23 protein-coding genes are annotated in these 25,242 nt (G+C 66.4%); 6 read left to right on the top strand and 17 right to left on the bottom strand.

Annotated elements, in window-relative coordinates:
* Nucleotides 1–2 precede the first annotated feature (2 nt).
* Nucleotides 3–779 (top strand): TatD family hydrolase, encoded by a 777-nt coding sequence (locus tag Q0263_RS12170; RefSeq protein WP_298016333.1) that lies wholly within the window; start codon nucleotides 3–5, stop codon nucleotides 777–779.
* A gap of 85 nt (nucleotides 780–864) precedes the next feature.
* On the top strand, nucleotides 865–1,806 hold the full coding sequence (locus tag Q0263_RS12165; RefSeq protein ID WP_298016331.1) for an ankyrin repeat domain-containing protein: 942 nt from the start codon (nucleotides 865–867) through the stop codon (nucleotides 1,804–1,806).
* Nucleotides 1,807–1,846: 40 nt separating this feature from the next.
* Here Q0263_RS12165 and Q0263_RS12160 read toward each other — a convergent pair whose 3' ends face one another.
* The 5 genes from Q0263_RS12160 to Q0263_RS12140 form a co-directional block, all read right to left on the bottom strand.
* A complete protein-coding gene (locus tag Q0263_RS12160; RefSeq protein WP_298016329.1) occupies nucleotides 1,847–2,920 on the bottom strand; it encodes a sulfate ABC transporter ATP-binding protein in 1,074 nt (357 codons plus the stop codon).
* On the bottom strand, nucleotides 2,917–3,804 hold the full coding sequence (gene cysW / locus Q0263_RS12155; protein ID WP_298016327.1) for a sulfate ABC transporter permease subunit CysW: 888 nt from the start codon (nucleotides 3,802–3,804) through the stop codon (nucleotides 2,917–2,919). Before cysW ends, Q0263_RS12160 begins: the two co-directional genes overlap by 4 nt.
* A 10-nt stretch (nucleotides 3,805–3,814) precedes the next feature.
* Nucleotides 3,815–4,681 (bottom strand): sulfate ABC transporter permease subunit CysT, encoded by an 867-nt coding sequence (cysT, locus tag Q0263_RS12150; RefSeq protein ID WP_298016325.1) that lies wholly within the window; start codon nucleotides 4,679–4,681, stop codon nucleotides 3,815–3,817.
* A complete protein-coding gene (locus Q0263_RS12145; RefSeq protein WP_298016323.1) occupies nucleotides 4,671–5,675 on the bottom strand; it encodes a sulfate ABC transporter substrate-binding protein in 1,005 nt (334 codons plus the stop codon). The genes cysT and Q0263_RS12145 overlap by 11 nt, the downstream gene beginning before the upstream one ends.
* Nucleotides 5,676–5,815: 140 nt before the next feature.
* Nucleotides 5,816–6,625 (bottom strand): RsiV family protein, encoded by an 810-nt coding sequence (locus tag Q0263_RS12140; RefSeq protein WP_298016321.1) that lies wholly within the window; start codon nucleotides 6,623–6,625, stop codon nucleotides 5,816–5,818.
* Nucleotides 6,626–6,756: 131 nt separating this feature from the next.
* On the opposite strand from Q0263_RS12140, the gene Q0263_RS12135 reads away from it, so the two are divergent.
* Entirely contained in the window at nucleotides 6,757–7,551 is a 795-nt protein-coding gene (locus Q0263_RS12135; protein ID WP_298016319.1) for a DUF4239 domain-containing protein, read from the top strand.
* A 73-nt stretch (nucleotides 7,552–7,624) separates the two neighbouring features.
* Here Q0263_RS12135 and pta read toward each other — a convergent pair whose 3' ends face one another.
* Nucleotides 7,625–8,602 (bottom strand): phosphate acetyltransferase, encoded by a 978-nt coding sequence (gene pta, locus Q0263_RS12130; protein ID WP_298016317.1) that lies wholly within the window; start codon nucleotides 8,600–8,602, stop codon nucleotides 7,625–7,627.
* A gap of 22 nt (nucleotides 8,603–8,624) precedes the next feature.
* Nucleotides 8,625–10,433 carry a sulfoacetaldehyde acetyltransferase gene (gene xsc / locus Q0263_RS12125; RefSeq protein WP_298016315.1) on the bottom strand — a complete coding sequence of 603 codons (1,809 nt, stop codon included), beginning with the start codon at nucleotides 10,431–10,433 and terminating at the stop codon, nucleotides 8,625–8,627.
* A 310-nt stretch (nucleotides 10,434–10,743) separates the two neighbouring features.
* Between xsc and Q0263_RS12120 the strand changes: the two genes are divergently transcribed.
* The gene (locus tag Q0263_RS12120) at nucleotides 10,744–11,136 is read left to right on the top strand and encodes a nuclear transport factor 2 family protein (protein WP_298016313.1); all 393 of its coding nucleotides are present in this window, start codon (nucleotides 10,744–10,746) and stop codon (nucleotides 11,134–11,136) included.
* Nucleotides 11,137–11,199: 63 nt separating this feature from the next.
* Here the strand turns inward: Q0263_RS12120 and Q0263_RS12115 are convergent, their stop codons facing one another.
* From Q0263_RS12115 to Q0263_RS12090, 6 genes are all read right to left on the bottom strand, one after another.
* Nucleotides 11,200–12,693 (bottom strand): PLP-dependent aminotransferase family protein, encoded by a 1,494-nt coding sequence (locus tag Q0263_RS12115; RefSeq protein WP_298016311.1) that lies wholly within the window; start codon nucleotides 12,691–12,693, stop codon nucleotides 11,200–11,202.
* 17 nt (nucleotides 12,694–12,710) lie between these two features.
* A complete protein-coding gene (locus Q0263_RS12110) occupies nucleotides 12,711–13,541 on the bottom strand; it encodes an ABC transporter permease subunit (protein WP_298016309.1) in 831 nt (276 codons plus the stop codon).
* A gap of 34 nt (nucleotides 13,542–13,575) precedes the next feature.
* Nucleotides 13,576–14,391, bottom strand: a complete 816-nt coding sequence (locus Q0263_RS12105) for a taurine ABC transporter ATP-binding protein (protein ID WP_298019054.1) — start codon at nucleotides 14,389–14,391, stop codon at nucleotides 13,576–13,578.
* A gap of 127 nt (nucleotides 14,392–14,518) precedes the next feature.
* A complete protein-coding gene (gene tauA, locus Q0263_RS12100) occupies nucleotides 14,519–15,562 on the bottom strand; it encodes a taurine ABC transporter substrate-binding protein (RefSeq protein ID WP_298016307.1) in 1,044 nt (347 codons plus the stop codon).
* A 272-nt stretch (nucleotides 15,563–15,834) separates the two neighbouring features.
* Complete coding sequence (locus Q0263_RS12095; RefSeq protein WP_298016305.1) at nucleotides 15,835–16,605, bottom strand: SDR family NAD(P)-dependent oxidoreductase; 771 nt, start codon at nucleotides 16,603–16,605, stop codon at nucleotides 15,835–15,837.
* A gap of 130 nt (nucleotides 16,606–16,735) precedes the next feature.
* On the bottom strand, nucleotides 16,736–18,001 hold the full coding sequence (locus tag Q0263_RS12090) for an FAD/NAD(P)-binding oxidoreductase (RefSeq protein ID WP_298016303.1): 1,266 nt from the start codon (nucleotides 17,999–18,001) through the stop codon (nucleotides 16,736–16,738).
* A gap of 265 nt (nucleotides 18,002–18,266) precedes the next feature.
* Between Q0263_RS12090 and Q0263_RS12085 the strand changes: the two genes are divergently transcribed.
* On the top strand, nucleotides 18,267–18,563 hold the full coding sequence (locus tag Q0263_RS12085) for an acylphosphatase (RefSeq protein WP_298016301.1): 297 nt from the start codon (nucleotides 18,267–18,269) through the stop codon (nucleotides 18,561–18,563).
* Nucleotides 18,564–18,636: 73 nt separating this feature from the next.
* The gene (locus Q0263_RS12080) at nucleotides 18,637–19,065 is read left to right on the top strand and encodes a DUF411 domain-containing protein (protein ID WP_298016299.1); all 429 of its coding nucleotides are present in this window, start codon (nucleotides 18,637–18,639) and stop codon (nucleotides 19,063–19,065) included.
* Nucleotides 19,066–19,110: 45 nt separating this feature from the next.
* Here the strand turns inward: Q0263_RS12080 and Q0263_RS12075 are convergent, their stop codons facing one another.
* From Q0263_RS12075 to Q0263_RS12060, 4 genes are all read right to left on the bottom strand, one after another.
* Nucleotides 19,111–20,388 carry an OmpA family protein gene (locus Q0263_RS12075; RefSeq protein WP_298016297.1) on the bottom strand — a complete coding sequence of 426 codons (1,278 nt, stop codon included), beginning with the start codon at nucleotides 20,386–20,388 and terminating at the stop codon, nucleotides 19,111–19,113.
* Complete coding sequence (locus Q0263_RS12070) at nucleotides 20,385–21,191, bottom strand: MotA/TolQ/ExbB proton channel family protein (RefSeq protein ID WP_298016295.1); 807 nt, start codon at nucleotides 21,189–21,191, stop codon at nucleotides 20,385–20,387. Before Q0263_RS12070 ends, Q0263_RS12075 begins: the two co-directional genes overlap by 4 nt.
* A gap of 261 nt (nucleotides 21,192–21,452) precedes the next feature.
* Nucleotides 21,453–22,493: a zinc-dependent alcohol dehydrogenase family protein gene (locus tag Q0263_RS12065; protein WP_298016293.1), complete on the bottom strand. Its 1,041-nt coding sequence runs from the start codon at nucleotides 22,491–22,493 to the stop codon at nucleotides 21,453–21,455.
* Nucleotides 22,494–22,658: 165 nt separating this feature from the next.
* On the bottom strand, nucleotides 22,659–25,220 hold the full coding sequence (locus Q0263_RS12060; protein WP_298016292.1) for a cation-translocating P-type ATPase: 2,562 nt from the start codon (nucleotides 25,218–25,220) through the stop codon (nucleotides 22,659–22,661).
* Nucleotides 25,221–25,242: the final 22 nt, after the last annotated feature.

Genomic DNA, 25,242 nt, shown 5'->3' with positions numbered 1-25,242 from the left:
CCATGTACATCGATTCCCACTGCCACCTGAATTTCCCCGATCTGACCGCCCAGCTGCCCGACGTGCTGGCCCGCATGCAATCGAACCGGGTCGACCATGCGCTGGTGGTCAGCGTCAATCTGCGCGACTGGCCGGGCCTGATGGCTTTGGTGGAGGCTCATCCCCATCTGCACGCCTCGGTCGGCGTGCACCCGGACAACGATGCCGAAGACGCGGATTGCGCGGAACCCACGCTGAACGACCTGCTCAGCAGGGCCGCTCATCCCAAGGTCGTGGCCATCGGCGAAACCGGCCTGGACTACTACCGGCTCTCCGAGCCCCTGGACTGGCAGCGGGACCGCTTTCGCACCCACATCCGGGCCGCCCGGCAGACGGGGCTGCCGCTGATCATCCACACCCGTTCGGCGGCGGACGACACCATCCGGCTGATGCGCGAGGAACAGGCCGATCGCGGCGTGATGCATTGCTTCACGGAATCATGGGACGTCGCCCGGGCCGCCATGGACCTGGGTTTCTACATTTCCTTTTCGGGCATCGTGACCTTCAAGAACGCGGCGTCCCTGCAGGACGTGGCGCGGAAAGTGCCGCTGGACCGCATGTTGATCGAAACCGATTCCCCCTACCTGGCGCCCGTGCCGTATCGCGGCAAGCTGAACGACCCTTCCAAGGTCATCCACGTGGCGGAAAAGATCGCCGAACTGCGCGGCTTGCCCGCCTCGGCGATCGAGCAGGCCACGGCGGACAACTATTTCACGCTGTTCAATAAAATCAAACGGTAGGTCCGGCAGGGCCGCGTCCGGGGCGCCGCTTCGGGCAATGCAGGCCTTTGCCCGACGAGCCGATATTCCGACGGAGGTTTCCGCCATGCGGTCCGATTGCAAGATTGCGCTTTCCGGGGTTCCCGGCGCCTTCGGGCGGATCATCCCGCCTTCCAGCGGGCGGGCAACAGGGCCCTGGCTGGCGGCGTTCCTGCTGGCCGGCCTGTTGTGGGCCTTCGCCGCCCAGGCTCAACGCGCGCCGACGGCGGACTGGTGGTCCGCCATCCGCCGCGACGACGTGTCGGCGGTCCAGGACATGCTGCTGCGCGGCGTGGACCCCAATGCGATGAATTCCCTGGGCAATCCGGCGCTGACCCAGGCCGCCCGCGACCAGTCCTGGCGGGTCTTCGACGTGCTGCGGATCGCGCCGGGCGTGAAGGTCGATCTGCCCAATGCCCATGACGAGACCGCCCTGATGTACCTGTGCATCCTGGGGCAGAACGAGCGGGCCGCGGGGCTGATCCAGGCCGGCGCCCAGGTCAACCGCCTGGGCTGGACGCCGCTGCACTACGCGGCATCCAAGGGCCAGGTCGAGACGGCCCGGCTCCTGATCGACTGGGGCGCCATCGTCAATGCGCCGGGGCCGGACGGCACCACGCCCCTGATGATGGCCGCCTTGTCGGGCAAGCCGGCCATCGTGAAGCTGCTGCTGTCGCAGGGCGCGGATCCGACCATGTTCAATACGGCGCGCGAAACGGCGGCGGACTGGGCGCTCAAGCGCAACCACAAGGCGCTGGCCGAGCAGTTGACGGCGGTCGCCGAACAGGTGGCGCAGCGCCGCGAGCAGGGCCGGGCCGCCGGCCCCAGGGGCGCCCAGGCTTCGCCGGTCGCGCCCGACGCCCCGAATCGGGATGCTCCCGCGCAGAGCGCCGCGCCGACGGCGCAAGCGCCCGCCAAACCTGGCCAGCCGGAAGGCGAAGACGACAAGTCCTCTTTTTCGCGCTATTTCGACCTGGGGCGTTTCGAGGACGCTCCGGCCGGACGCTAGCGTCCCGTCCGACGGACCGCCGCGCCGGTCCGACGCAACGCTAGTTCAGGAACACCCGCGCGTGGCGAGGCCGGGCGATGAACCGCCGGTGGCCCTGCGCGCGGATCCGGTCGAATTCCTGGCTGGGCATGACGACCTCGATGATCTCCTGCGTGTCTTCGCGCCGCAGCTCCAGCTGGGCCAGCGGCCCGAAGGCATGGGCCCGCTGCAGGTCGACCAGCAGTCCTTTCGGCGCGGGCGATTGGCCGGCGGGCTGCCAGGGTTCGATCTGGATGTCGTGCGGCCGCACGTAGGCGGTGCCGGGCGCGTCGGCGGCGCCGTCCAGCCCCGGCATGTCCAGCGCCGCGCCGCCGGTGTGCAGCCGGCCGTCGCGCACGCGGCCCTGGAACAGATTCACGTGGCCCAGGAAGCCGTAGACGAAGGCGGTTTCCGGCTGGTCGTAGACGGTCTGCGGGGCGCCCGCCTGTTCGACCCGGCCCTTGTTCATGATGACGACCTCGTCGGCGACTTCCAGGGCTTCTTCCTGGTCGTGCGTGACGAACAGGCTGGTCATGTGCAGTTCGTCGTGCAGCCGGCGCAGCCAGCGCCGCAATTCCTTGCGGACCTTGGCGTCCAGCGCGCCGAAAGGCTCGTCGAGCAGCAGCACGCGCGGCTCGACCGCCAGGGCGCGGGCCAGAGCGATGCGCTGGCGCTGTCCGCCGGACAGGGCGGCCGGCCGGCGGTCGGCCAGCCAGGCCAGTTGCACCAGTTCCAGCAGCCCCATGACCTTGTCGCGGATCCGGCGCTCGCTCGGGCGCTCCCGGCGCGGCTTGACCCGCAGGCCGAAGGCCACGTTCTCGAACACCGTCATGTGCTTGAACAAGGCATAGTGCTGGAAGACGAAGCCGACCTGGCGCTGGCGCACGTGTGTGCGGGATGCGTCCTGGCCTTCCAGCAGCACCTGGCCGCGGTCGGGATGCTCGAGCCCGGCGATGATGCGCAGCAGCGTGGTCTTGCCGCAGCCCGATGGCCCCAGCAGGGCGGTCAGCCGCCCGTCCGGAAAGGCCAGGGAGACATCGTCCAGCGCCGTGAACGCGCCGAACTGCTTGTGGATGTGACGGACTTCGATGCTCATGAGGAATGCTCCGATGCGGCGCGGGCGGTCTGGGCGCGCAGCCGCCATTGGGCCAGGGACTGCAGGGCCAGCGTCAGCAGGGCCAGCAGCGCCAGCAGGGACGCCACGGAAAAGGCGGCGGCGAAGTTGTATTCGTTGTACAGAATCTCGACATGCAGCGGCAGGGTGTTGGTGAGGCCCCGGATGTGGCCCGAGACGACGGACACGGCGCCGAATTCGCCCATGGCGCGGGCATTGCACAGGATCACGCCGTAGAAGAGCCCCCAGCGGATATTGGGCAGCGTGACGTGCCAGAACGTCTGCCAGCCCGATGCGCTCAGGACGATGGCGGCCTCTTCCTCGTCGCTGCCCTGGGTCTGCATCAGAGGGATCAGTTCCCGGGCCACGAAGGGCACGGTGACGAAGACGGTGGCCAGCACGATGCCCGGCACGGCGAACAGGATCCGGATGTCGTGCGCCTGGAGCCAGGGGCCGAACCAGCCCTGGGCGCCGAACAGCAGCACGTAGATCAGCCCGGCGATGACGGGAGACACCGAGAAGGGCAGGTCGATCAGGGTGATGAGCAGTTGTTTGCCGCGGAATTCGAAGCGGGTGACGGCCCAGGCTGCGCAGACCCCGAATACCAGATTCAGGGGGACGGCGATGCCGGCCGCCGTCAGCGTCAGTCGGATGGCCGCCAGGGCGTCCGGATCGGTCACGGCGGCCGCGCAAGCCGCCCAGCCTTTGGCCAGGGCTTCATGAAAGACGGCCAGCAGCGGAATGAACAGGAACAGGGTCAGGAAGACGCAGGCGACGATCAGCAGAAGGCTGCGCGCGAGCCTGCCTTCGGCGGCCGGCCGCGCATCCGCGTCGAAATCCAGGGGGGTGATGGCGAGGGTGGTCATAGGAGTCCTGTCAGTGTCCGGTGGAGCGCCGCCGCACCCAGGCCTGCAGCAGATTGATGGCCAGCAGCAGGGTGAAGGAAATGCCCAGCATCACCACGGCGATCGCGGTGGCGCCCGCGTAGTCGTACTGTTCCAGCTTGGTGATGATCAGCAATGGGGCGATTTCGGACACCATGGGCATGTTGCCGGCGATGAAGATGACCGAGCCGTATTCGCCCGCCGCCCGGGCGAAGGCCAGGGCGAAGCCGGTCAGCAGGGCCGGCAGGATGGTCGGGAACACCACGCGCGCGAAGACCTGCCAGCGCGAGGCGCCCAGGCTGCTGGCTGCCTCCTCGTATTCGGCGGCCATGTCTTCCAGAACTGGCTGAACGGTGCGCACGACAAAGGGCAGGCCGATGAAGATCAGCGCGACCACGACGCCCAGCGGCTTGAAGGCCACCTGGATGCCCAGCGGCGCCAGCAGTTTGCCCAGCCAGCCGTTGGGCGCGTACAGCGCGGTCAGCGCGATGCCGGCCACGGCCGTCGGCAGGGCGAACGGCAGGTCCACCAGCGCGTCGATCAGGCGCTTGCCGGGAAAGCGGTAGCGCACCAGCACCCAGGCGACGATGCCGCCGAAGATCACGTTGATCGCCGCCGCCGCCAGGGCGCCGCCGAAGCTGAGCCGGTACGAGGCCAGGACCCGGGGCGCGGTGACGGCCTGCCAGAAGGCCGGAGCCCCCAGCGTCGAGGCGCTGAGCAGGATGGCCGACAGCGGCAACAGCACGATCAGGCCCAGGTAGCTCAGGGTCAGGCCCAGCGTCAGATTGCGGCCGGGCAGGACCGGCCGGGCGCCGGGGGCGCGCGCTGCGAACGTGCCCGGCATGGCGTCAGCGCGCATCGGGCTGGTAGATCTGGTCGAACACGCCGCCGTCCGCGAAGTGCGTCTTCTGAGCCTGGGCCCAGTTCGGCGCCACATCCGTCAGGGTGAACAGCGATACCTGGGGGAACTGCTTCGCGTGGCGGTCGGCGACCGCCTTCAGCGTGGGCCGGTAATAGTTCCTGGCCGCGATTTCCTGGCCGGCCTCGGAATACAGGTAGTCCAGGTAGGCGCGGGCGACCTCGCGCGTGCCGCGGGCGTCGACGACCTTGTCCACGACCGCCACGGGCGGCTCGGCCAGGATGCTGACCGAGGGCACCACGATGTCCACCTTGTCTGGACCCAGTTCCTGGATGGCGAGGAAGGCCTCGTTTTCCCAGGCCAGCAGCACGTCGCCGATGCCGCGCTCGACGAAGGTGGTGGTCGCGCCCCGGGCGCCCGAATCCAGCACCGGCACCTGCCTGTACAGCTTGCCCACGAATTCGCGCGCGGCGGCCTCGCTGCCGCCCGGTTGGCGCAGGGCGTAGCCCCAGGCCGCCAGGTAGTTCCAGCGCGCGCCGCCGGAGGTCTTGGGGTTGGGCGTGATGACCTGCACGCCCGGCCTGATCAGGTCGTTCCAGTCGTGGATGCCCTTGGGGTTGCCCTTGCGCACCAGGAAGACGATGGTGGACGTGTAGGGCGCGCTGTTCAGGGGGCTTTGCCGCTGCCAGTCGGGGCGGATGGCGCCGCGCGCGGCGATGGCGTCGATGTCCGGCGCCAGGGCCAGGGTCACCACGTCGGCCTGCAGGCCGTCGATCACCGAGCGCGCCTGCTTGCCCGACCCGCCATGAGACTGGCGGATCGTCACATGGTCGCCCGTCTTGTCCTGCCAGTAGCGGGCGAAGGCCTGGTTGTAGGCCTGGTACAGCTCCCGCGTGGGGTCGTAGGAGACATTCAGCAGGGTGACGTCCGCGGCCTGGGCCGCGCCGGACAGGCCGGCGGCCAGCGCCAGGGAAAGCAGGAATCGGAATCGCATCGAAGAGGTCTCGTCTGGTCATGAATCGGGATACCAGAGTAAAGACTTCGCCTTCGGGAGGGAACGAACCGTTTCCTCGAACGATATGAACGCCGCACATAATGCGGCCTCGCTATATGCGTATGCGGCGTCGGCCGGCCTCAGGATTTCGGCGGCAGGTATTGCGGACGCAGGATCCCCTGCAGCCGGGGGTAGGGGATCAGAAGTTCCGGCTGCCCCCAGGCGTAGGGCGCGATTTCGTAGGGCTGGTATTTGACGACGACGCCCTGGTCCGTCAGCCCGACGTTGTCGCTGGAGACGAAGGGCCACATGCGGGAGAAATTGGCCGTGCTCTGGACCTCGTCGCGATGTTCCTGCAGCCAGCTGTCGTGGGCTTCCCTCAGAGCCTTGTCGAAGGCCGGGCGCGCGCCGGGCGCCAACAGGTTGTCGATGGTCAGCGCCTTTTCGGTCTGGTTGTCCCAGTTCAGGAATTGCGACCCGGACATGCCGTGCGCCATGCCCGTGCGGTATTGGCCGACGTCCAGTTCGACGACGGTCAGGCGGTTGTTGCGATAGCGGGTGCGGGCCGTCAGGTCCGTTTCGTCACGCGGCCCGGCGGTCTTCCAGAAGTAATCCTGGTAGCTGCGGATCGTGTCGTAGGGCGCGGGGTTCCGGGTGTCGAGCCAGGTCATGGTGGCCAGGGCGTGGTCCACCAGGTCCGTCAGGCGCGGGTGCCCCGGAAAGGCCAGCGAATCCACGACCAGCTTCGGGCATTCCCCCGAGCAGCCCGGGCGCTGTCCGGTCGACTTCACGGGCTGGGCGAACAGGCCTTCCTGTTGCGTCTGCTGGTCCAGTTCCGCGGGGATCAGCGACAGGTTGTCCTTGGGGCCGCTGGCGCAGGCAGCCAGCGCCAGCGTGCCGGCCAGGATCGTCCAGCGGGATCGGATGAGCAAATAAGACTTCGTCGGCATGGTGTCATCCATCGGCAAGTGTCGGAATCGGCGCGCTGCGGGAGCCGCCTGAATTCGGTGATAATGTGGCCTGCCTTGGCGCAAGGCCGTATGCACAGAATCTACCATACGCACCAGAACAAGGGGCCGGGATGTTCGCTTTCATGTATGACCTGCAGGATTGGTCGCTTTTCCTCGTCTGCATCTGCATCGTCGGCCTGACGGCCTTCGCGGCCGCCTTGTTCATGGCGGCGGTTCGCCTCGCCTGGCCCAATCGCCAGAAGACCAGCATGGTCAACACCATGCTGTCGGGCATTCTGCTGCCCACCGGCCTGGTGATCGCCTTCGTCGCGTCCGACGTCTGGCAGCAGGAAACCAGGGGCCGCACGGCGGTCGAACAGGAAGCCATCGCGGTGGCCGACGTCCTGCGGACCGCCCAGCATCTGCCGGCCGAACTCCGGGATCAGGTCGTCGGTCTGACGAACGATTACATCCGCGACGTGGTCGAGTCGGAATGGCCGCTGATGGCGCGCGGGGGCTCCAGCGCCAAGGCCGAGAGCCTGCTGGATGCGCTGGAACAGACGTCCGTCCAGGTCGACGTGCAGGCCCGGGAGGCCGGCGCGGACCGGGTCGGCATGGCGCAGGCCGCCAAGGATCTGCGCCGTTACGCCCAGCAGGTGGAATCCGCCCGCAACCAGCGGCTGCTGGTCGCCACCAGCCGGGTCATGCCGACCAAGTGGGCGGCCGTGATGGTGCTGCTGTTCGTGGCGGCCTGCGTCATCTACGAACTGCATGCCACGCAGCGCCGGCCGCTGGTCCTGTCCATGGCTTTGTTTTCCTTGGGATTCGGCGCGACCTTGTACCTGATCGCGTCCTACGACCGTCCATTCACCGGGGCCACCATCATCGAACCGGAGTCCATGACACTGATGCAGATGCGGGGATGAGCCCGGACACAGGGCAGTCCCTGCGGACTGCGCTGTGCCTGACGAATCCGAACCGCTTGCAAGCGGCGAGGCATCAAGCAGCCTGGTGCTGCGCCTGCACGGCCGTGACGGCGATCACCTGGTAGATGTCGTCGGCCGAGCAGCCGCGCGACAGATCGTTGGCCGGGTGGTTCAGGCCCTGCAGCAAAGGCCCCAGGGCGGTGACGTGGCCCAGGCGCTCGCTGAGCTTATAGCCGATGTTGCCCGCGGCCAGATTGGGGAAGATCAGCACGTTCGCCTGGCCGGCGACGGCCGAGCCGGGCCACTTGCGGGCGGCGATGTCGGGCACGATGGCCGTGTCGAGCTGCATTTCTCCTTCGACCGCCAGTTCGGGGGCGCGTTCGCGCACGAGTTCGGTCGCCCGCCGCACCTTGTCGACTTCGGCGTGCTGGGCGCTGCCGCGGGTGGAAAACGACAGCATGGCCACGCGCGGTTCGATGCCCAGCAGGGCGCGGGCGCTGCCAGCGGAGGCCAGCGCGATTTCGGCCAGTTCCTCGGATGTGGGTTCGATGACCAGGCCGCAATCGGAAAAGATCATGGCCCGAGCCCCGGTGGGGAATGGCTCGTCGCGCATCATGATGAAGAAGCTGGAGACCGTCTGCACGCCGGGGCGCTTGCCCAGCACCTGCATGGCGGTGCGCACCACGTCCGCCGTGGTGTGCACCGCGCCGGCGACGGAACCGTCGGCATGGCCCGCCCGCACCATCAGGTCGGCGAAGACCAGCGGCTGGCCTGCGGCTTCCTGCGCCTGTTCCCGCGTCATGCCGCGATGGCGGCGCAAATCGTACAGCGTGTCGGCGAAGGAATCCAGCCATCCGCAAGCCTGCGGCTCGATGCATTGCACCTTGCCGCCCGCCTGGGCCGGATCGGCCCCCAGCAGCAGGACCTGCGCGATGCCGTCGTCGGCCGCCCGGCGGGCGGCCTCCAGCACCCGGGGGTCGTCTCCTTCACACAGCACGATCCGCATGGGCCGGAGGCGCGCGGCATCCAGCAGGGCATTGAGCGTTTGCATGAGTCGGCTCCCGGGGCTGCGATCAGGTGTAGTCCCGATACTTTTCCAGCAGGCGGACCGGCTTGGACAAGGCGTCGCGGCGGAACGGATCGCCCAGTTCGCGGGTGCACATGATCTCCAGGACCGTGGTCTTGCCGTCGTTCATCTGCGCGTCGATAGCCTTCTTCAGGGCCGGGCCGACATCTTCCAGACGGTCCACGACGACACCCTCGGCGCCCATGGCGCGGGCGATTTCCGCGAAGCTGGGGTTGTCCAGCTCGCCGGCCACGAAACGGCGGTTGTAGAAGTCCACCTGGTTCTTCTTTTCCGCGCCCCACTGGCGATTGTGGAAGACCACCGCCGTCACGGGGATGTTGTGGCGCACGCAGGTCAGGATCTCCGACATGCTCATGCCCCAGGCGCCGTCGCCCGCGTAGGAAATCGCCGGGCGGTGCGGCGCGGCGACCTTGGCGCCGATGATCGTCGGGAAGGCGTAGCCGCAGTTGCCCCAGCTCATGGCGGCAAAGAAGCTGCGCGGCTTTTCAAAGCGCAGGTAGCTGTTGGCGACCGAATTGATGTTGCCGATGTCGGTGGACACCATGACGTCTTCCGGCATGGCTTTTTCCAGCTCGCGCAGCACCTGACGCGGATGCAGGTAGGTGCCGCCGGAGAACGGCGTCTCGCCCTTGGCCTCTTCGATCATGTCCAGGCTGTAGGGGTCCTTTTCGTTGGCCCAGGAATCCAGTTCCTTTTCCCAGGCATCCTTTTCAGACTGGATGCGGGCGGCCCGTTCGGCCTTGGTGGCATCGCAGGCCAGCGTCATCGCGTTCAGGCGCCGGGTCAGGTCTTCGGCGGCGGCCTTGGCGTCGCCGCAGATGCCGACGGTGATCTTCTTGACCAGGCCCAGCATCTTGCTGTCCGCGTCGATCTGGATGATCTTGGCTTCCTTGGGCCAGTAGTCCATGCCATGCTGGGGCAGGGTGCCGAAGGGCCCGAGCCGCGTGCCCAGCGCCAGCACCACGTCGGCGTCCTGGATCAGCTTCATGGCCGCTTTCGAGCCCTGGTAGCCCAGGGGGCCGCACCACAGCGGGTGGCTGGCGGGGAAGGAGTCGTTGTGCAGGTAGCTGTTGACCACCGGCGCGCCCAGGCGTTCGGCCAGGGCCTTGCATTCCTCGACGCCGTCGGCCATGACCACGCCGCCGCCGGAAATGATCACGGGGAAGCGGGCTTCGGACAGCAGCTTGGCCGCTTCGGACAGCGAGCGCTCGCCGCCGGGGCCGCGATCCAGTTCCTGGGGCTTGGGGATCTCGGCCTTGATCTGGCCGTAGAAGTAGTCGCGCGGGATGTTCAGCTGCGTGGGGCCCATTTCGGACTTGGCGCGGTCGAAGCAGCGCGCCGTGTATTCGGCCATGCGGGCCGGATGGGTCACGTGGCCCTGGTATTTGGTGAACTCCTGGAACATCGGCAGCTGCTTGGCTTCCTGGAAGCCGCCCAGGCCGATGCCGGTGGTGCCGGCTTCCGGCGTCACGATGACGACGGGCGTATGGGCCCAGTAGGCCGCGGCGATCGAGGTCACGCAGTTGCTGATGCCCGGGCCGTTCTGGCCGATCACCACCCCGTGGCGGCCGCTGACGCGGGCGTAGCCGTCGGCCATGTGGCCGGCGCCTTGTTCGTGGACCACCGGAATCAGCTTGATGCCGGCGGGGGCGAAGATGTCCATGGCATCCATGAAGGCGGAGCCCATGATGCCGAAAATCTCGGTGACGCCATTGGCCACCATGGTTTCGACGAAAGCTTCGGACGGGGTCATGGCCTGCAGGCCTTGAACGGCTTGGCGCGTATCGGTCGTCATTGTGTTGTCTCCTGGTATGCGATTGCGAGGAATGGCGATGAAGCGGTTTATTTCAAAAATCGAGATGAATGGTCTCGTTATCGAGTAATTCAAATTCTACTGATGGATTTTTAAAAGTCAACCTAAATTTCTGAAATCGGAACGTGAAGTTTCATGTATGAGCAGCGAAAGGATGGGGCCGCGCCGTCTGGCGCAATGGAAATTCCTCTTCTGGTCCTAGACCCTGGAGTTCCCTCTCTCCTACCGTATGTCTGTCGGGCAGGGGAACGCCTGCGGCGCGACCCCGATGCGCATGGACAGGAGACCGGACATGACTCAGCAAGACTTGCAAAGCATCATCGAAGCCTTCGGCGAGGCATGGAATCGCCACGACATCGAGGCCCTGATGTCGTTCATGCATGAGGAATGCGTTTTCGAGGGCGTGGCGGGCCCTCTGGCCTGCGGCGCGCGCCATGAAGGCACGGCCGCCGTGCGCAGGGCCTTCGAAGCCGCCTGGCAGATCATCCCCGACGCGGCCTGGCGCAACGCCCGCTGCTGGGTCAGCGGCGACAACGGAGTCATGGAGTCGACCTTCACGGGCACCACCACCGATGGCTCGCGCATCGAGGCCGATATGGTGGACCTGCTGGTCTTCAAGGACGGCAAGATCGTCCGCAAGAACGCCTTTCGCAAGCAGCGCCCCCATCTGCCGGCGCAAGCCTGAATTCCAGGCGGGCAACCGCCGTGGCGGATGCCGCGCCGCCGCATGCGGCGGCTTCGGCGGCTTTTATTTCATCGTTCTCAGGACGTCGGACAGGGCGCGGATGCCCTGGGGGATGGCGTCCTTGTCGATGCAGGAAAAGCCCAGCCGGATGTGGCTGCGGTCGCTGGAATGGACGTGGTGATGGAAGACGTGGCCGGGTTCGATGACGATGCCCGCCTGCAGCGCCGCGCGGGCCAGGCGTTCCGTGTCGATGTCGTCGGGACCCTGCACCCACCAGGACGATCCCCCGTGGATGGGCTTGCCGTGGAACTGCGGCAGGAATTCGCCCACGGCCGCTTGCAGCGCCTGGGCGCGCTCGGCGTAGACCAGCGACAGGCGCCGCAGCACAGCGTGGTAATGCCCCAGGGAGATGAACAGGGCGAAGGCCCGCTGCAGGTACGCGGGCGGGTGGCGCAGCATCAGCCGGCGCAGGGCGCGCAATTCCACCACCAGTTCGCGGGGCGCCACGATGTAGCCCAGGCTCAGGCCGGGCGCGAAGCTCTTGGAGAGGCTGCCGATGTACAGCACCCGGCCGTGCTTGTCGAGGCTCTTGAGCGCCGGGGAATGATGGCCGTCGTAGCTGTTCTCGGTCTCGTAGTCGTCCTCGATCAGGATGCTGTCGGTGCGCCGGGCCAGTTCCAGCAGCGCGACGCGGCGTTCCATGGACAGCGTCGCGTTGGTGGGGCATTGATGGCTGGGCGTGACGAACAGGTAGTCGCAATGCTGCAGCAGGGGCGACAGGCACAGGCCTTCGTCATCGACGGGCAGGGGCACCAGGCGTTCCGTGCGCTGGGCGAAGATGTTGCGCGCATCGGGGTAGCCGGGGTCTTCGATGCCGACCACGGTGTGGGCGTGGATCAGCAGATTGGCCACCAGATACAGCGCGTGCTGGGCGCCCACGGTGACGACGATCTCGTCGGCCTCGGCCCAGATCCCCCGGCGCGGCAGCACCTGGTTGCGGATCGCGTCCACCAGGGTCTGGTCGTCGTTGGTGATCAGGTCCGGCGCCCAGACGCGGATGTCCAGCACGGAGAGCGCCCGCATGCAGCACTCGCGCCATTCCGCCGTGGGAAACTGCTTGGCGTCGAATTGCGCGTAAATGAACGGGTAGCGCGCGCTTTGCCAATTGGCCGGCTTGATGATGTTGCGCTGGCGGGATGGGTGAAAGACCAGGCGCCGGTCCCAGTCCGTCTGGTTCTGGGCGGGGGGCGCGGCGGGCGGCGGCGGCTGGCTGGTCGGCAGGTCCTGGGCGATGAAGTGGCCGCTGCGTTCGCGGGATTCCAGGTAGCCCTCGACCACCAGCTGCTGGTAGGCGAACACGACGGTGTTGCGCGCCACGCCCAGGGCGCGGCCCAGTTCCCGGCTGGAGGGCACCGGAGCGCCGGGCGGCAGGTGCCCGCCGAGGATGGCGGACACCAGCATCTGGCGGATCCGGCCCTGCAGGCTGAGGTTGTAGTCGTTGACGCGCTCGAACAGCGCTGACCATTGAACCGAACTGGCGGGGCCGATCTCTGACATGCGTGCGAACCTTTCCTTTAGACTTTCCCTTTCCAGGGAATCATAGCGCGCTCCAGATAGCGCAGCAGCAGGTCGAAGAGCAGGGCGAAAAAGCCGATGACGATGATGCCCATGATGACCGTGTCGCTGGCCAGATACTGGGCGGCGTTGAGCACCATGAAGCCCAGGCCGCGCGCGGAGGCCACCATTTCGGCCGCCACCAGGGTCGTCCAGCCCACGCCGATGCCGATGCGCATGCCCGTGAAGATCTCGGGCATGGCCGCCTTCAGGATGACGTGGTAGATGATCTGCCGGCTGCTGCCGCCCATGGCGTAGGCTGCGTGGATCTGTTCGATCGACACGGACTTGACGCCGGCGCGCGCGGCGATCGCCATCGGCGCGAAGATCGCCAGGAAGATCAGGAAGATCTTGGGGAATTCGCCGATGCCGAACCAGATGATGACCAGCGGCAGATAGGCCAGCGGCGGCAGGGGGCGGTAGAACTCGATGATCGGGTCGAAGAGCCCGCGCATCACCCGGTTCACGCCCATCAGGATCCCGATGGGAACCGCAGTGATCAGCGCCAGGAAGAAGGCGCCCATGACGCGGCCCAGGCTGGCCATCGTGTGCTGGGCCAGCGTGGAGTTGGCCACGCCGATGGTCGCGGCCTCGATGAACTTGTCGTAGACGGCGATGGGCGAGGGCAGGAAGATCGGCTTGATCCAGCCCATGCCGGTGACCAGGAACCAGAGCGCGATCAGGAAGAGCGCCGTCATGGTGCTGATGTGGCCGCTGTAGCCGGCGCCGGGCGCGCCGTAGACCTTGCCGGGTTGCGCCGAACGCCGCTTTTTCGTGTTGGATGAGAGCATGATGGGGCTCCGTGGGATGGACTTCCGGGTGGCTTCAGACATGTTGGAACTCTGCCGGCTCACCCGCCTCGCGTTCGTCGCCGTAAATGATGTCCAGCACGGTTTCGCGCATCTTGATGAAATCGGGGCTGGACTTGATGGCCCGCGCGTTCCGGGTTTCCAGGAAGCGCTTGTTGAAATCCAGGTCGTAGGTGTTGGTGATCCGCCCCGGGCGCGGGGACATGACGACCAGCTTGGAACCCAGGAACAGGGCTTCTTCCACGCTGTGCGTGATGAAGAAGAACATCTTGTGCGTGTGGTCCCAGACGTCCAGCAGCAGTTCCTGGATGGTTTCGCGGGAGAGCGCGTCCAGGGCCGCCATGGGTTCGTCCATCAGCAGCATGGCGGGGTTGCAGGTCAACGCCCGGGCGATGCCCACGCGCTGCTGCATGCCGCCCGACAGCTGATAGATCATGTGCTTGTGGAAATCCGCCAGCCCAACCAGTTCCAGGTTGCGGGCCGCGACTTCATGGCGCTTGGCCTTGGGCACGCCCTGCAGCTTGAGCCCGAATTCCGTGTTGTCGATGACGTTGAGCCATGGCAGGAGCGCGTGCTTCTGGAAGACCACGCCGCGATCCGAGCCGGGGCCCAGCACCGGCTGGCCGCCCAGCAGGATCTCGCCCTCGGTGGGCGTCAGGAAACCCGCCAGCACGCTCAGCAGGGTGGTCTTGCCGCAGCCGGACGCGCCCAGGGCGACGACGAAGTCGCCGGGAGCGATTTCCAGGTTGACGTTCTTCAAGGCAGTGACGGCGCCGCCGAACCGCTGGGACGGGTAGGTGACGCTGGCATTGCGGATACTGAGGTTGCCCATCGGCGCTGTCATGATGATGTCTCCTTGTACTGCCCGGAGGACTCCGCCGGGCATGGCGGGCCTTCCGGATGGGGGCGGCTGCCCGCCCCCATGGGGGGTCGGGCCGCCTCTGCGGGCGGCCCGCCGCTTACTGGCCGGCCTTGGCGGCGGCCTCGGCGTAGCTGGCGTTCACGAACGGCGCGTAGTCGCCCAGCGGAGCGTTGATCTGGCGCTGCGCCTTCAGGAACGCGGCGCTGGCGGTCAGGGCCTTCACGGCGCCCGAGTCCTTGCCGCCGCCCAGCCACGTGGACGAGGCCTGTTCCTTGGCGTCCGGGAACAGCAGGAGGTTCAGAGCGCTGGCGATGTCGGCGGGAGCGCCGCCGATCATCTTGACGATGCCCTTGATTTCAGGCGAGTCCGCCGTCAGAGAACCTTTGCGGCCGTCGAAACCCTGGTAGGCCTTGGCCAGGACCTGCGTGAAGGCGGCCATGAACTTCGGGTTCTTGGCGGCCCAATCCTTGTCGGCCACCAGCCCGTCGAAGGTGGGCACGCTCTGCTTGCCGATTTCCTCGGAATCGGTGATCTTGTGGCCGGTCTTCTCGATTTCGGTCAGTGCGGGCGGCCAGACATAGGCCGCGTCGATGTCGCCGCGCTGCCAGGCGGCCACGATCTGCGGCGGCTGCATGTTCAGGATCTGCACGTCGCCCGCCTTGATCCGCCAGATGTCGTTCATCGCCACCAGCAGGTGGAAGTGGGACGTCGAGACGAAGGGCACGCCGACCTTCTTGCCCACCAGGTCCTTGGGTTTTTCGATGCCGGAACCGTTGCGGGCGATCAGCGCTTCGGATTTGCCGATGTTGTCCAGGATCCAGAAGAGCTCCATGTTGACGCCGCGCGTGACGGCGGCCGTGATGCCGGTCGAACCCAGGACGCCGATGGGCACGTCGCGGGACGCGAAGGCGCTGGAAATGTCGCCGGCCGAACTGAACTGGCGCCAGTCGACCTCGTAACCGGCTTCCTTCAGGGCTTTGTCGAAACTACCGTCGGCGATGGCGCTGACGAAGGGCCCGACGATCTGTTGATAGCCGACGACCACTTTGGTGGCTGCCAGCGCGCTGCCGCTCAGACCCAGCGCACCCGCCAGGATACCGAGCGCCGCCAGTTTGCGGATGGGGCGAAACAATGGGTTCACAGTAGTCTCCTTGATTTTGATGGGCAGGGCGCCGGGCAGGTGGCCCGATCCGGCATGCCATGCGTTCATTCATGGTGCCCATAGTTGCCCGGGGAGACTAGGTCCAGATGCAGTGAAGCTTTAGGACCAGCGCACGGCCCGCCAAGCGGCGGAACGGCTTGAGAACCGCATGTCCATTGCTTGAGCCGTCAAACGATCGCGATGGGCCAGATGCGCTTAAGGGTAAATGCTGATGCCGCGCCTGGCAATCTGGCCTGGAGCCAGACGGCGCATCACGGCTTCCGGTACAGCCGGGTGCCGACGAGGCTTTGCGCGACCGGCATGATCTCGATGATGTTGATATTGACCCGCGCAGGCTGGCTGGCGGCCCAGAGGACCGCCTCGGCGACGTCCTCGGGCTGCAGGGCTTCGACATTTTCATACACGGCCGCGGCGCGGGTCTGGTCCCCGTGCAGGCGCACCTGGGAAAATTCCGTGCCCCCGACCAGTCCGGGTTCGATGTTCGTGACCCGCACCCGGGTGCCGTACAGGTCGGCCCTCAGGCCCAGGCTGAACTGCTTGACGAACGCCTTGGTGGCGCCATAGACGTTACCGCCCGGATAGGCGTAGTTGCCGGCGACGGAACCGATGTTCACGACGTGGCCGCGGTCGCGGGCCACCATGCCGGGCAGGAAGCGATGGACCATGCGGCTCAGGCCCATGACGTTGGTCTGGATCATGGATTCCCAGTCCTGCACGTCGGCCTGATGAGCCGGGTTGACCCCCAGCGCGAGCCCGGCGTTGTTGACCAGCAGGTCCAGTCCGGCCGGGAATTCCTGTTCCACCTGCGCAGCCGCGCGCTCGATGCTGGCGGGCGAGGTGACGTCCAGTTCCAGAGGGTGGAAGCCCGTTCCCAGTTCCCGCTGGATCTCCCGCAGGCGGTCCTGCCGGCGGGCCGCCCCGATGACCGTCCAGCCGTCCCGGCACAGGGCCGTGGCGATGGCCCGTCCGAATCCGGCGGAAGCGCCGGTCACCAGAGCCAGACGATGAGAGGATGCGGACATGGGGTCTCCCTGCGTGAGAATGAATTGATCGCGCCCGGACCGGGCGGCTCGGGCTGAAAGCCAGAAGAGACGATACCATCAACGCCGCGAGAAAAGGGCGCCGGTCGCGGCGCCCCCGGGTTGCGGGTCCTCAGGGCTGGACCGACGGCGCTCCGGCCGGGAACGTCCGGGACTTGTGCGTGACCGGCAGGCCGCGGCCCTTGATCAGGATGTTCCAGTAGAACCAGGGCAGGAAGGAGCGCTTCAGCCACCAATAGAAGCGTCGGGGCACGCGGGGATCCAGGGGCAGGCTGGGGGCGATGGTGCCGCCGTAGGTGAATTCGGCCAGCAGGACCTTGCCTCGCGACGTGGTCAGGGGGCAGGCGGCGTAGCCGTCGTAGGATTCCACGTTGCCGGCGCCGCGCAGCGCGCCGAGCAGATTGCTGACCAGCACCGGCGCCTGGCTCTTGATGGCGGCCGCCGTCTTGCTGTTGGGGGTCGAGGTGCAGTCCCCCAGGCCGAAGACGTTCGGGTAGCGGGGGTGGCGCAGGGTGTGCTTGTCGACTTCCAGCCAGCCGCTGGCGTCGGCCAAGGGGCTTTGGCGGATGAAGTCGGGGGCGCCCTGCGGCGGTACCACGTGCAGGATGTCGTAGGCCACTTCCTCGCGCACGGCCTGGCCATCCACCACCGATTCGAAGACGGCGATGCGGTCTTCGCCGCGCACCTGCACCAGCGTCTGGCTGTAATGCGGCTCTGCGCCGTAGGATGCCATGACCTTGTCCAGGGCCTGGGCGTAGAAGGGGATGCCGAACACCGAGGCGCCGCCCGAGCGGAATTGCAGGCTGGCCGGCTTGACCCCCTGGCGGCGGAAGTGGTCGGCGGCCAGATACAGCGCCTTTTGCGGAGCGCCGGGGCATTTCACCGCGCCGGCGGGCTGCGTGAAGATGGCCGTGCCGCCCTGGAACTGGCGCACCAGTTCCCAGGTGTAGGGGGCCAGATCGTAGCGGTAATTGCTGGTGACGCCGTTCTTGCCCAGAGATTCCGCCAGTCCGTCGATGGCGTCCCAGTTGATCTGGATGCCCGCGGCCACCACCAGATAGTCGTAGGCGACGCGGCCGCCGTCGTCCAGTTCGACCAGACGCTCGTCGGGCAGCAGGCGGGCCACGCGCTGGGCGATGTGGCGCACGCCGTCGGGCAGGCAGTCGTGCAGATTGCGGCGCGTGTCCTCGGCCCGATAGGCGCCGCCGCCCACCAGGGTCCAGGCCGGTTGGTAATCGTGATGGCTGGAGGGTTCGATGACGGCGATGTCCAGGTCGGACTGATTGCGGCGCAGCCGGGCGGCGACGGCGGCTCCGCCGGTGCCGGCGCCGATGATCACGACGGTGTGTTGACGGATGGACGACGGAGTGTTGCTCATGAAGGCCTCGAGTGGGTCGGTGGCGCCGCCGGGCGGCCCGGCAGGCAATGACGCCATTCTAGGCAGGGGAGGCGGCCGAACGGAACGACGGATGGGCTATGTCGATATGACCGGTTTCGACAAAAACCCGTCTGGAAACAAGGAAATCCGGGCCGAGTGCTTCGGATGGCCGCCGCCGCGGCGAGGGCGGGGCGGGACGGGCGCCAAGTATGGGATACTGGCACGTTCCAGAAGCATCCGTGTTCCAGAAGCCCCCCTGTCACTCATGAAACCGCTGAATCCCACCGATACGGTCGAAACCCTGTCCGTCTTCATTCAAGGCAAGGTTCAGGGCGTCGGGTTCCGAGCCGCCGCCGTGCGTCAGGCGCACAGCCTGAAACTGGGCGGCTGGGTCCGCAATCTGCCGGATGGCCGCGTCGAGGCGCTGCTGCAAGGGCCCCACGGGGCCGTCGATCAGATGCTGTCCTGGCTGCTGCAGGGGCCGCCCGCCGCCCGCGTGACGGCGGTGCAGCATGAAGAAGTCCGCACCGAACGCCGCTATGACCGCTTCGAGCAGACCTAGAGGGCGGGCGAGCGGAACCAAAGCCGGTCTGCCGCGTCCAAGCAGACGCCATTCATTACACGGAAGCATGCGCATGAAATCATTTGCACTGGCCGGGCTGCTGGCCGCCGGCTCGCTGGGCCTGAGCCTGAACGCCATGGCGGCGGGCGAAGCCATCACGGTCTATCAGGATCCCAATTGCGGCTGCTGTCATGGCTGGGCCGAGCACATGCGCGCCGAAGGCTTCGAGGTGCGCGAGGTCCCATCGGCCGACATGGCGGCGGTCAAGTCCCGCCTGGGCGTGCCCATGAACCTGGCGTCCTGCCATACGGCCCGGATCGATTCCAGCGGCCAGATCGTGGAAGGCCATGTCCCGGCCTCCGTCGTGCGCAAGCTGCTGGCCGACGCCTCCGTGTCCGGGGTCGCGGCCCCCGGCATGCCCCTGAACGCGCCGGGCATGGGGGCCCTGGATGGCAACCTGGTCACGGTCGACTTCCAGGGGAAAGCCTTTTCCAAGGACTGATGCCGGCGTTCCGCCTTCGGGCGCCGGGATCAGGCCGGTGGAATATTAACGGCTTGGCGCTGCGGGCGGCGTGCCTGCCGGCGCGGCTTGCCCGGGCGTCTTGACGGGCCGCGCCTCGGGTTTTTCGATCACCAGTTCCACCCGGCGGTTGCGGGCGCGGCCGTCCGGATCCTGATTGCTGGCGAGCGGCCGGGTGTCGGCGTAGCCGACCGCCTTCAGGTGCGCCTTGCCGATGCCGTTGGCCTGGAAATAGCGCACCACGCTGCCCGCGCGGGCGCTGGACAGTTCCCAGTTGGACGGATAGCGGCCGTTGTTGCGCACGGGCACGGAGTCCGTGTGCCCTTCGACCATGATGTCGTAGCCGCCCTTGGCCAGGACCGTCGCCATGCGCCTGAGCACGGCCAATCCGTGCGTGCTCAGGTCGGCCTGGCCCGTGCCGAAGAGGATTTCGCTGTTGATCCGCAGGCTGACGGAGCGCTTGTTGACGATGACCTCGACTTCGCTGCCCAGCTCGTCCAGGGGCAGGGCGGCCGCCAGCGACTGGCCTTCCGATTGCGCATTGGCGGCCTTGTTGGCGGGGGGCGGGGGTTCCTGCGCCGGGGCCGCCGGTGCGGGCGGCGCGGCGGGAGCGGCTTCCTGCGCCGCAGGCGCGGCTGCCGGGGCGGGAGCAGGGGGCGCCGGTTCAGGCGACGCCGGGGCCGAAGCTGCCGTCGCAGCCGCTGCTTCCGGCGCTGCCGGAGAGGGCGGCGCCGCGCCGGCGTTCCCTTGTGGCGCCGCGGCAGGGGCTGCCGGCGCGGGCTTCGCTTCGTCAGGGGCCTTCCTGGGGGCCAGGTCCGCCGGAGTCGGATAGGCGGAAGCCAGGGCCGCCATCGTGTCGGACGGATAGGCGGATTGTTCGAAGTCGCCGGCAGGCGCCGCAGGGTATGGAGATGCGAGGTCCGGAGCCGGAATGTCGTCCGAGGCCGGCGCGGCGGCGGGAACCGCAGGCGGAGCGCCCGCGCCGGACGCCGCCTGCGCGACAAGCGGCGGATGAGGCTGGAGCTTTGCGGCGGCCTCCTGGCCGCGTCGCATCATGCCGCCCGAAAACGCCAACATGACGATCATGGCGACCAGCAGCAGGGTCATCATGTCCAGATAGGTCAGGAACCAGCCTTCTTCCTGCTGGGCCGGCGCCCGGGTTTCCAGCCCCCAGCGCGACGGCGCGTCCGGGTCCGCCTTCAGGCGGCGCTGGGCCTGGCGGGCCCGCTGGAGTTCCGCTTCGAGCTCGTGCATGTGCTGCACGAATTCGCGCGCGGGCTGCAATTCGAGCGGACCGGATCTCATGAGGCGGCCTGTTCCGCGCGAGGCGCGGCCTCGCTGTCCTTGATCTCGTCACGCACGTCGGCCACGAAGGCCTTGAGCGTCTCGCGCATCAGGGCGGGACTGCGTTTCTGGCTCATCATGGAAATGCCCTGCATGATGGTGTTCATCAGCACCAGCCGCTGTTCCGTGCGGCGCTCGAGCTTGACGGCGATGGGCTTGAACAACAGATTGGCCAGCAGCACCCCGTAGAACGTGGTCATCAGGGCCAGCGCCATCTGCCGCCCGATGGCCGTGATGTCGCCGTCGCCCAGCAGGAACAGCAGATTGACCAGGCCCACCAGCGTGCCGACCATGCCGAAGGCCGGAGCGAAGCCCGCCATGACGCGGAAAAGCTGCGCTTCGGCGTGTTCCTTGGCTTTCATACGGGCGATGCGCCACTGCAGCAGATCCATGATGTCCGGCTCGGGGACATTGTCGATGACCAGCTGGACGCCGCTGCGCAGGAAGGGGTTGGAGACCTTTTCCAGCGCCTGTTCGACGGCCCGGATGTCGCTCTGCATCCAGATCTTGGAAACCCGGACCAGATCTTCGAGGTCGCGTTCGACGTGCAGCTGTTCGTGATGCACGACGCTGCGGATCAGGCCGAAGATGCGCATGACCTCGCGCAGCGGATAGGCGATGAAGGTTGCCGCCGCCGTGCCCAGCAGCACGATGCCCAGTCCCGGCAAGTCGATGAACAGTTGCGGGTCTTCGGCGGAAAACACCAGCACGACGGCCAGCAGCAGAATGCTGGCGACGATGCCGATCAGGGTCGAGGGATTCATGCGCATGGCGATGGACGGTGTTCGCGGAAAGACGGGGAGACTTAGCATCTTACCTTGATCCGTTCGGCGGTCGCGGTCGATCAAGGGGGGATTCCGGGAGCTGTTCCCGGGCTGGGAAATGGCTGGAGTTTCGCTGCTTCGATCCGGCCTTTAATTCGCATAATGTGTATTATGTAAAATAATGGAAAGAGACGCCGGGCGGCATCTCTGATTCACCCCCCAGGCCCGGCATCCGGCGCGGCGGGTTGCTTGCCTTGCGGTTCAATGGCCGTCGCTGATGATAACTTTCAACGCATTTTCCTCCGCTGCGTTGCCGAAGACTTCGTAGGCTTTCATGATTTGCGCGAAACTGAAGCGATGCGTGATCAGGTTTTCGGGCACCAGTTTCTTGGCCATGACGGTCCTGAGCAGCATCGGCGTGGTGTTCGTATTGACCAGGCCCGTGGTCAATGTGATGTTTTTGATCCAGAGATTCTGAAGTTCCAGGTCGACGCTTTTTCCATGGACCCCGATGTTTGCAATATGCCCGCCGGGCTTGACGATGCGCTGGCAGATACCGAAAGTCTGCGGAATGCCGACTGCTTCGATGGCCACGTCGACACCGTCCTTGGTGTGGGCCAGGATCTGCTCGATGGCGTTGTCGTCGGCCGCGTTCACGAGGTCCGTCGCCCCGAGTTTTCGGGCATGCTCCAAACGGGACGGATCCGTATCCACCATGATGATCTTGCCGGGGGAATAGAACCGGGCCGTCAGGAGCGTGGCCATGCCGATGGGCCCCGCTCCGACGATGGCAACCACATCCCCCGGCTTCACGGCGCCATAGAGAACGCCTATTTCAAATCCGGTGGGAAAGATGTCGCTGAGCATGACCAGCGCATCCTCGTCCACATCGTCCGGAACATGGTGCAGGCTGTTGTCCGCATGCGGGATTCGCACGTATTCCGCCTGAGTTCCATCGATCAGATGTCCCAGTATCCAGCCACCGTCCTCGCAGTGGGCGTACATCTGTTTTTTACAGTATTCGCACTTTCCGCACGAGGTGATGCACGAAATCAGCACGTGGTCGTTTTTCTTGAAATCGCGGACGGCGCCGCCGACTTCCTCGACGATTCCGACGCCTTCGTGGCCCAGGATTCTGCCGGCGGTGACGGCTGGCACATCGCCCTTGAGAATGTGCAGGTCCGTCCCGCAGATCGTGGTCCTCGTGACCTTGACGATCACATCGGTCGGCTGCATCAGGCCGGGAACCGGAACCTTTTTCCAGGAGATCTTGCCGGGACCTTGATAGACAAGCGCTTTCATGGTGGATCGACGAGTCATGCGACACCTCATTCTGTAGTGGGAACAGGCTTTCATGCCATCCAGTTCAAAGCGTATGCCGATCTCCAGCGGCCATATTGACGATGGTCAAGCAAATACAAGACACTTGGCGAGCCCGTCGCCGTCCGCCCTTCCCCGCCTCCCCCGCTATGCGCGCGCCATGTATCTGGACTTCAGCGAGACTTTCCGGATCAGGGGTTTGCTGCCTTCCAGTATCAGCAGCAGCCCGGCGCCCAGACTGGCGGCCAGCAGCATGTCTTCCCCGGACACCAGGCCGAAGCCCAATAGTCCCTGCGCCGCAGGCAGGTACAGGATCAGCGCGGTGACGCCCGCCAACGCCATGGCGACATAAGCCAACGCGGTGTTCTTGCGGGTGAAGGCGTCGCCCAGCGATGCCGAGAATGTGCGGTTGACCAGGATCAGCGCCACGATCTGGGCGATCAGCGCAAAAAAGATCAAGGCGCGCACTTCGGCTTCCGGCATTTCGGACCATGTCTTGGCAAAGAAGACAGCAGCCAGCATGGCAAAGGCGATGCCGCCTTGCAGGAGGCTCCAGGCAACCATCGGGATCGAGAACATGCGGGCGGCCGGGTCGCGCGGCGGGCGTTTCATGACGTCGGCTTCCGCGCGCTCCGCCTCGAATACGAGCGAACAGACCGGGTCGATCACCATTTCAAGCAAAGCGATATGAATCGGCCCCAGAAGGATGGGAAAGCCGAAAGACAGCGGTAAAAGCGCCAGACCGGCGATCGGCACATGGACGGCGAAAATGAACGCGATGGATTTGCGCATATTGTCGTAGATCCGCCGGCCCAAGCGGACGGACTTGACGATGGATCCGAAATCGTCGTCCAGCAGGACCATGGCAGATGCTTCGCGCGCGACGTCGGTCCCGCGCCCGCCCATGGCGACACCGATATGCGCCGCCTTGAGCGACGGCGCGTCATTGACGCCATCGCCGGTCATAGCGACAACTTCGCCCTGGGCCTTGAACGCCTGAACAATGCGCAATTTCTGTTCCGGCATGATTCGCGCGAAGACTGTGACGGTTTTCATGCTTTGCGCAAGCTGGTCGTCGTCCAGCTTTTCGAGATCGGCGCCGGTCAATACCTCGCCGTCGGGGATGCCCGCCTGCATGGCGATGGATCGCGCCGTTGCCGCATGGTCGCCCGTGATCATCACGACGCGAATGCCGGCTTGCCGGCATTCGGCGATGGCGCCAGGCACGGTGGCACGCAGGGGATCGCTCAGTCCGACCAGGCCAAGCAGCGTATACGCATAGCCGCTCTGGGATTCGGCCCAATCGAGATCAGGAGCCGTGGCCGTCGCGACCGCCAGCACACGGATGCCGCGCGTGGCCATTTCCTCGACCGCAGCCATCAGTCGCGTTCTTGCTTCGGGTGACAGGCGGCACAAGCCCGCAATCGCCTCGGGCGCGCCTTTGGCGCAGATCTTCAAGGTTCCGCGACGGTCCCAGACGTTGGACATCGCCAGGAGATCGGGGCGCAGCCCATAGGTGTGGATCGGCCTGCCCTGGATCGCGCCCATCCCCGTGCTGGCGCCATATGCGCTGTGCAATGCGATTTCCATCGGATCGCTGGGCTCGACGGCGCTGGCCAGAGCCGCTGTTTCGAGCAACTCGCGGCATGCGTCCGAGACGGGCGCCATGCCGTCCAGGGCTGGCTTCTCGCCCGACGGCAGCCAGACTTCCGCAAGCACCATGCGATTTTCGGTCAGGGTGCCGGTCTTGTCTGTGCACAGCACCGTTGCCGATCCCAGCGTTTCGATGGCCGCCGCGCGCCGAGTCAGCACGCCAACCTTGCCTATCCGCCAGGCGCCTATCGCCATGAATACCGTCAGCACCACCGGGAACTCTTCAGGCAGCATCGACATGCCGATGGCGATCCCCGCCAGCATCGCCTCTAGCCAGGCGCCGCGCAGCAATCCATAAAGAAGCACGACCATCAGCGCGACCAGCATTCCTCCGATCGCGCACCAGGTAACGACCCGGGTCGTTTCGCGTCGCAGGCGAGGCGCTTCGGTATCGAGATTGACGAGCGACTCGCCAATCTTCCCGATCTCGGTACGCGCGCCGGTCGCCAGGACGCGAGCGATCCCGCTGCCGCGCACGACCAGCGAACCGGAATAGACATAGGGCAGATCTTCGCCGCCGGGACGCGGTCTGTCAGGGTGTTCGTCGTGGCCGGCAGCCGCGCAAGCCACTGTCTTGCCCACCGGCAGGGACTCTCCCGTCAGCAGCGATTCATCAGCCTGCAGATCGGTCGCTTCGACCAGCACTGCGTCGGCGGCGACTCGGTCGCCCTGCTCCAGGACGAGCAGATCGTCCCGCACAACCTCGCGTCCGGCGATACGGACGCGTTCGCCATCGCGCACGACGAGCGCGCGCGGCGAGGACAGGTTGCGCAACGATTCGAGTACACGCTCGGTCCGGATTTCCTGGACTGCGGTAATAGCAATCGAGAGGCTTGCAAATACAAGCAGGACAACGGCTTCGGTATGGTCGCCAAGCAGCAGATAGGCGATACCGCCGGCCAGCAGCAGCGCGAGCATGGGTTCTCGCAAGACTTCGATGACGACCCGGAAGGCCGAACGCCTGCCTGCCTGAGGCAATTCATTGAAGCCTTCGAGGCGCAGCCGATGATTCGCCGTGTCGGCGGTCAGGCCGCGATGCTGATTGTCGTTCGCCATTATCCGCCTCGTCCGCCAGAAG

Source organism: uncultured Castellaniella sp. (assembly GCF_937988725.1).
Classification (GTDB): Bacteria; Pseudomonadota; Gammaproteobacteria; order Burkholderiales; family Burkholderiaceae_B; genus Castellaniella.
This window is presented reverse-complemented; position numbering and strand designations above follow the sequence as displayed.

Bases quoted from the DNA above. Each gene is read 5' to 3' on its own strand.
- Q0263_RS12170 (WP_298016333.1), top strand. From the start codon at position 3: ATGTACATCGATTCCCACTGCCACCTGAATTTCCCCGATCTGACCGCC.
- Q0263_RS12165 (WP_298016331.1), top strand. From the start codon at position 865: ATGCGGTCCGATTGCAAGATTGCGCTTTCCGGGGTTCCCGGCGCCTTC.
- Q0263_RS12160 (WP_298016329.1), bottom strand. From the start codon at position 2,920: ATGAGCATCGAAGTCCGTCACATCCACAAGCAGTTCGGCGCGTTCACG.
- cysW (WP_298016327.1), bottom strand. From the start codon at position 3,804: ATGACCACCCTCGCCATCACCCCCCTGGATTTCGACGCGGATGCGCGG.
- cysT (WP_298016325.1), bottom strand. From the start codon at position 4,681: ATGCGCGCTGACGCCATGCCGGGCACGTTCGCAGCGCGCGCCCCCGGC.
- Q0263_RS12145 (WP_298016323.1), bottom strand. From the start codon at position 5,675: ATGCGATTCCGATTCCTGCTTTCCCTGGCGCTGGCCGCCGGCCTGTCC.
- Q0263_RS12140 (WP_298016321.1), bottom strand. From the start codon at position 6,625: ATGCCGACGAAGTCTTATTTGCTCATCCGATCCCGCTGGACGATCCTG.
- Q0263_RS12135 (WP_298016319.1), top strand. From the start codon at position 6,757: ATGTTCGCTTTCATGTATGACCTGCAGGATTGGTCGCTTTTCCTCGTC.
- pta (WP_298016317.1), bottom strand. From the start codon at position 8,602: ATGCAAACGCTCAATGCCCTGCTGGATGCCGCGCGCCTCCGGCCCATG.
- xsc (WP_298016315.1), bottom strand. From the start codon at position 10,433: ATGACGACCGATACGCGCCAAGCCGTTCAAGGCCTGCAGGCCATGACC.
- Q0263_RS12120 (WP_298016313.1), top strand. From the start codon at position 10,744: ATGACTCAGCAAGACTTGCAAAGCATCATCGAAGCCTTCGGCGAGGCA.
- Q0263_RS12115 (WP_298016311.1), bottom strand. From the start codon at position 12,693: ATGTCAGAGATCGGCCCCGCCAGTTCGGTTCAATGGTCAGCGCTGTTC.
- Q0263_RS12110 (WP_298016309.1), bottom strand. From the start codon at position 13,541: ATGCTCTCATCCAACACGAAAAAGCGGCGTTCGGCGCAACCCGGCAAG.
- Q0263_RS12105 (WP_298019054.1), bottom strand. From the start codon at position 14,391: ATGGGCAACCTCAGTATCCGCAATGCCAGCGTCACCTACCCGTCCCAG.
- Q0263_RS12095 (WP_298016305.1), bottom strand. From the start codon at position 16,605: ATGTCCGCATCCTCTCATCGTCTGGCTCTGGTGACCGGCGCTTCCGCC.
- Q0263_RS12090 (WP_298016303.1), bottom strand. From the start codon at position 18,001: ATGAGCAACACTCCGTCGTCCATCCGTCAACACACCGTCGTGATCATC.
- Q0263_RS12085 (WP_298016301.1), top strand. From the start codon at position 18,267: ATGAAACCGCTGAATCCCACCGATACGGTCGAAACCCTGTCCGTCTTC.
- Q0263_RS12080 (WP_298016299.1), top strand. From the start codon at position 18,637: ATGAAATCATTTGCACTGGCCGGGCTGCTGGCCGCCGGCTCGCTGGGC.
- Q0263_RS12075 (WP_298016297.1), bottom strand. From the start codon at position 20,388: ATGAGATCCGGTCCGCTCGAATTGCAGCCCGCGCGCGAATTCGTGCAG.
- Q0263_RS12070 (WP_298016295.1), bottom strand. From the start codon at position 21,191: ATGAATCCCTCGACCCTGATCGGCATCGTCGCCAGCATTCTGCTGCTG.
- Q0263_RS12065 (WP_298016293.1), bottom strand. From the start codon at position 22,493: ATGAAAGCGCTTGTCTATCAAGGTCCCGGCAAGATCTCCTGGAAAAAG.
- Q0263_RS12060 (WP_298016292.1), bottom strand. From the start codon at position 25,220: ATGGCGAACGACAATCAGCATCGCGGCCTGACCGCCGACACGGCGAAT.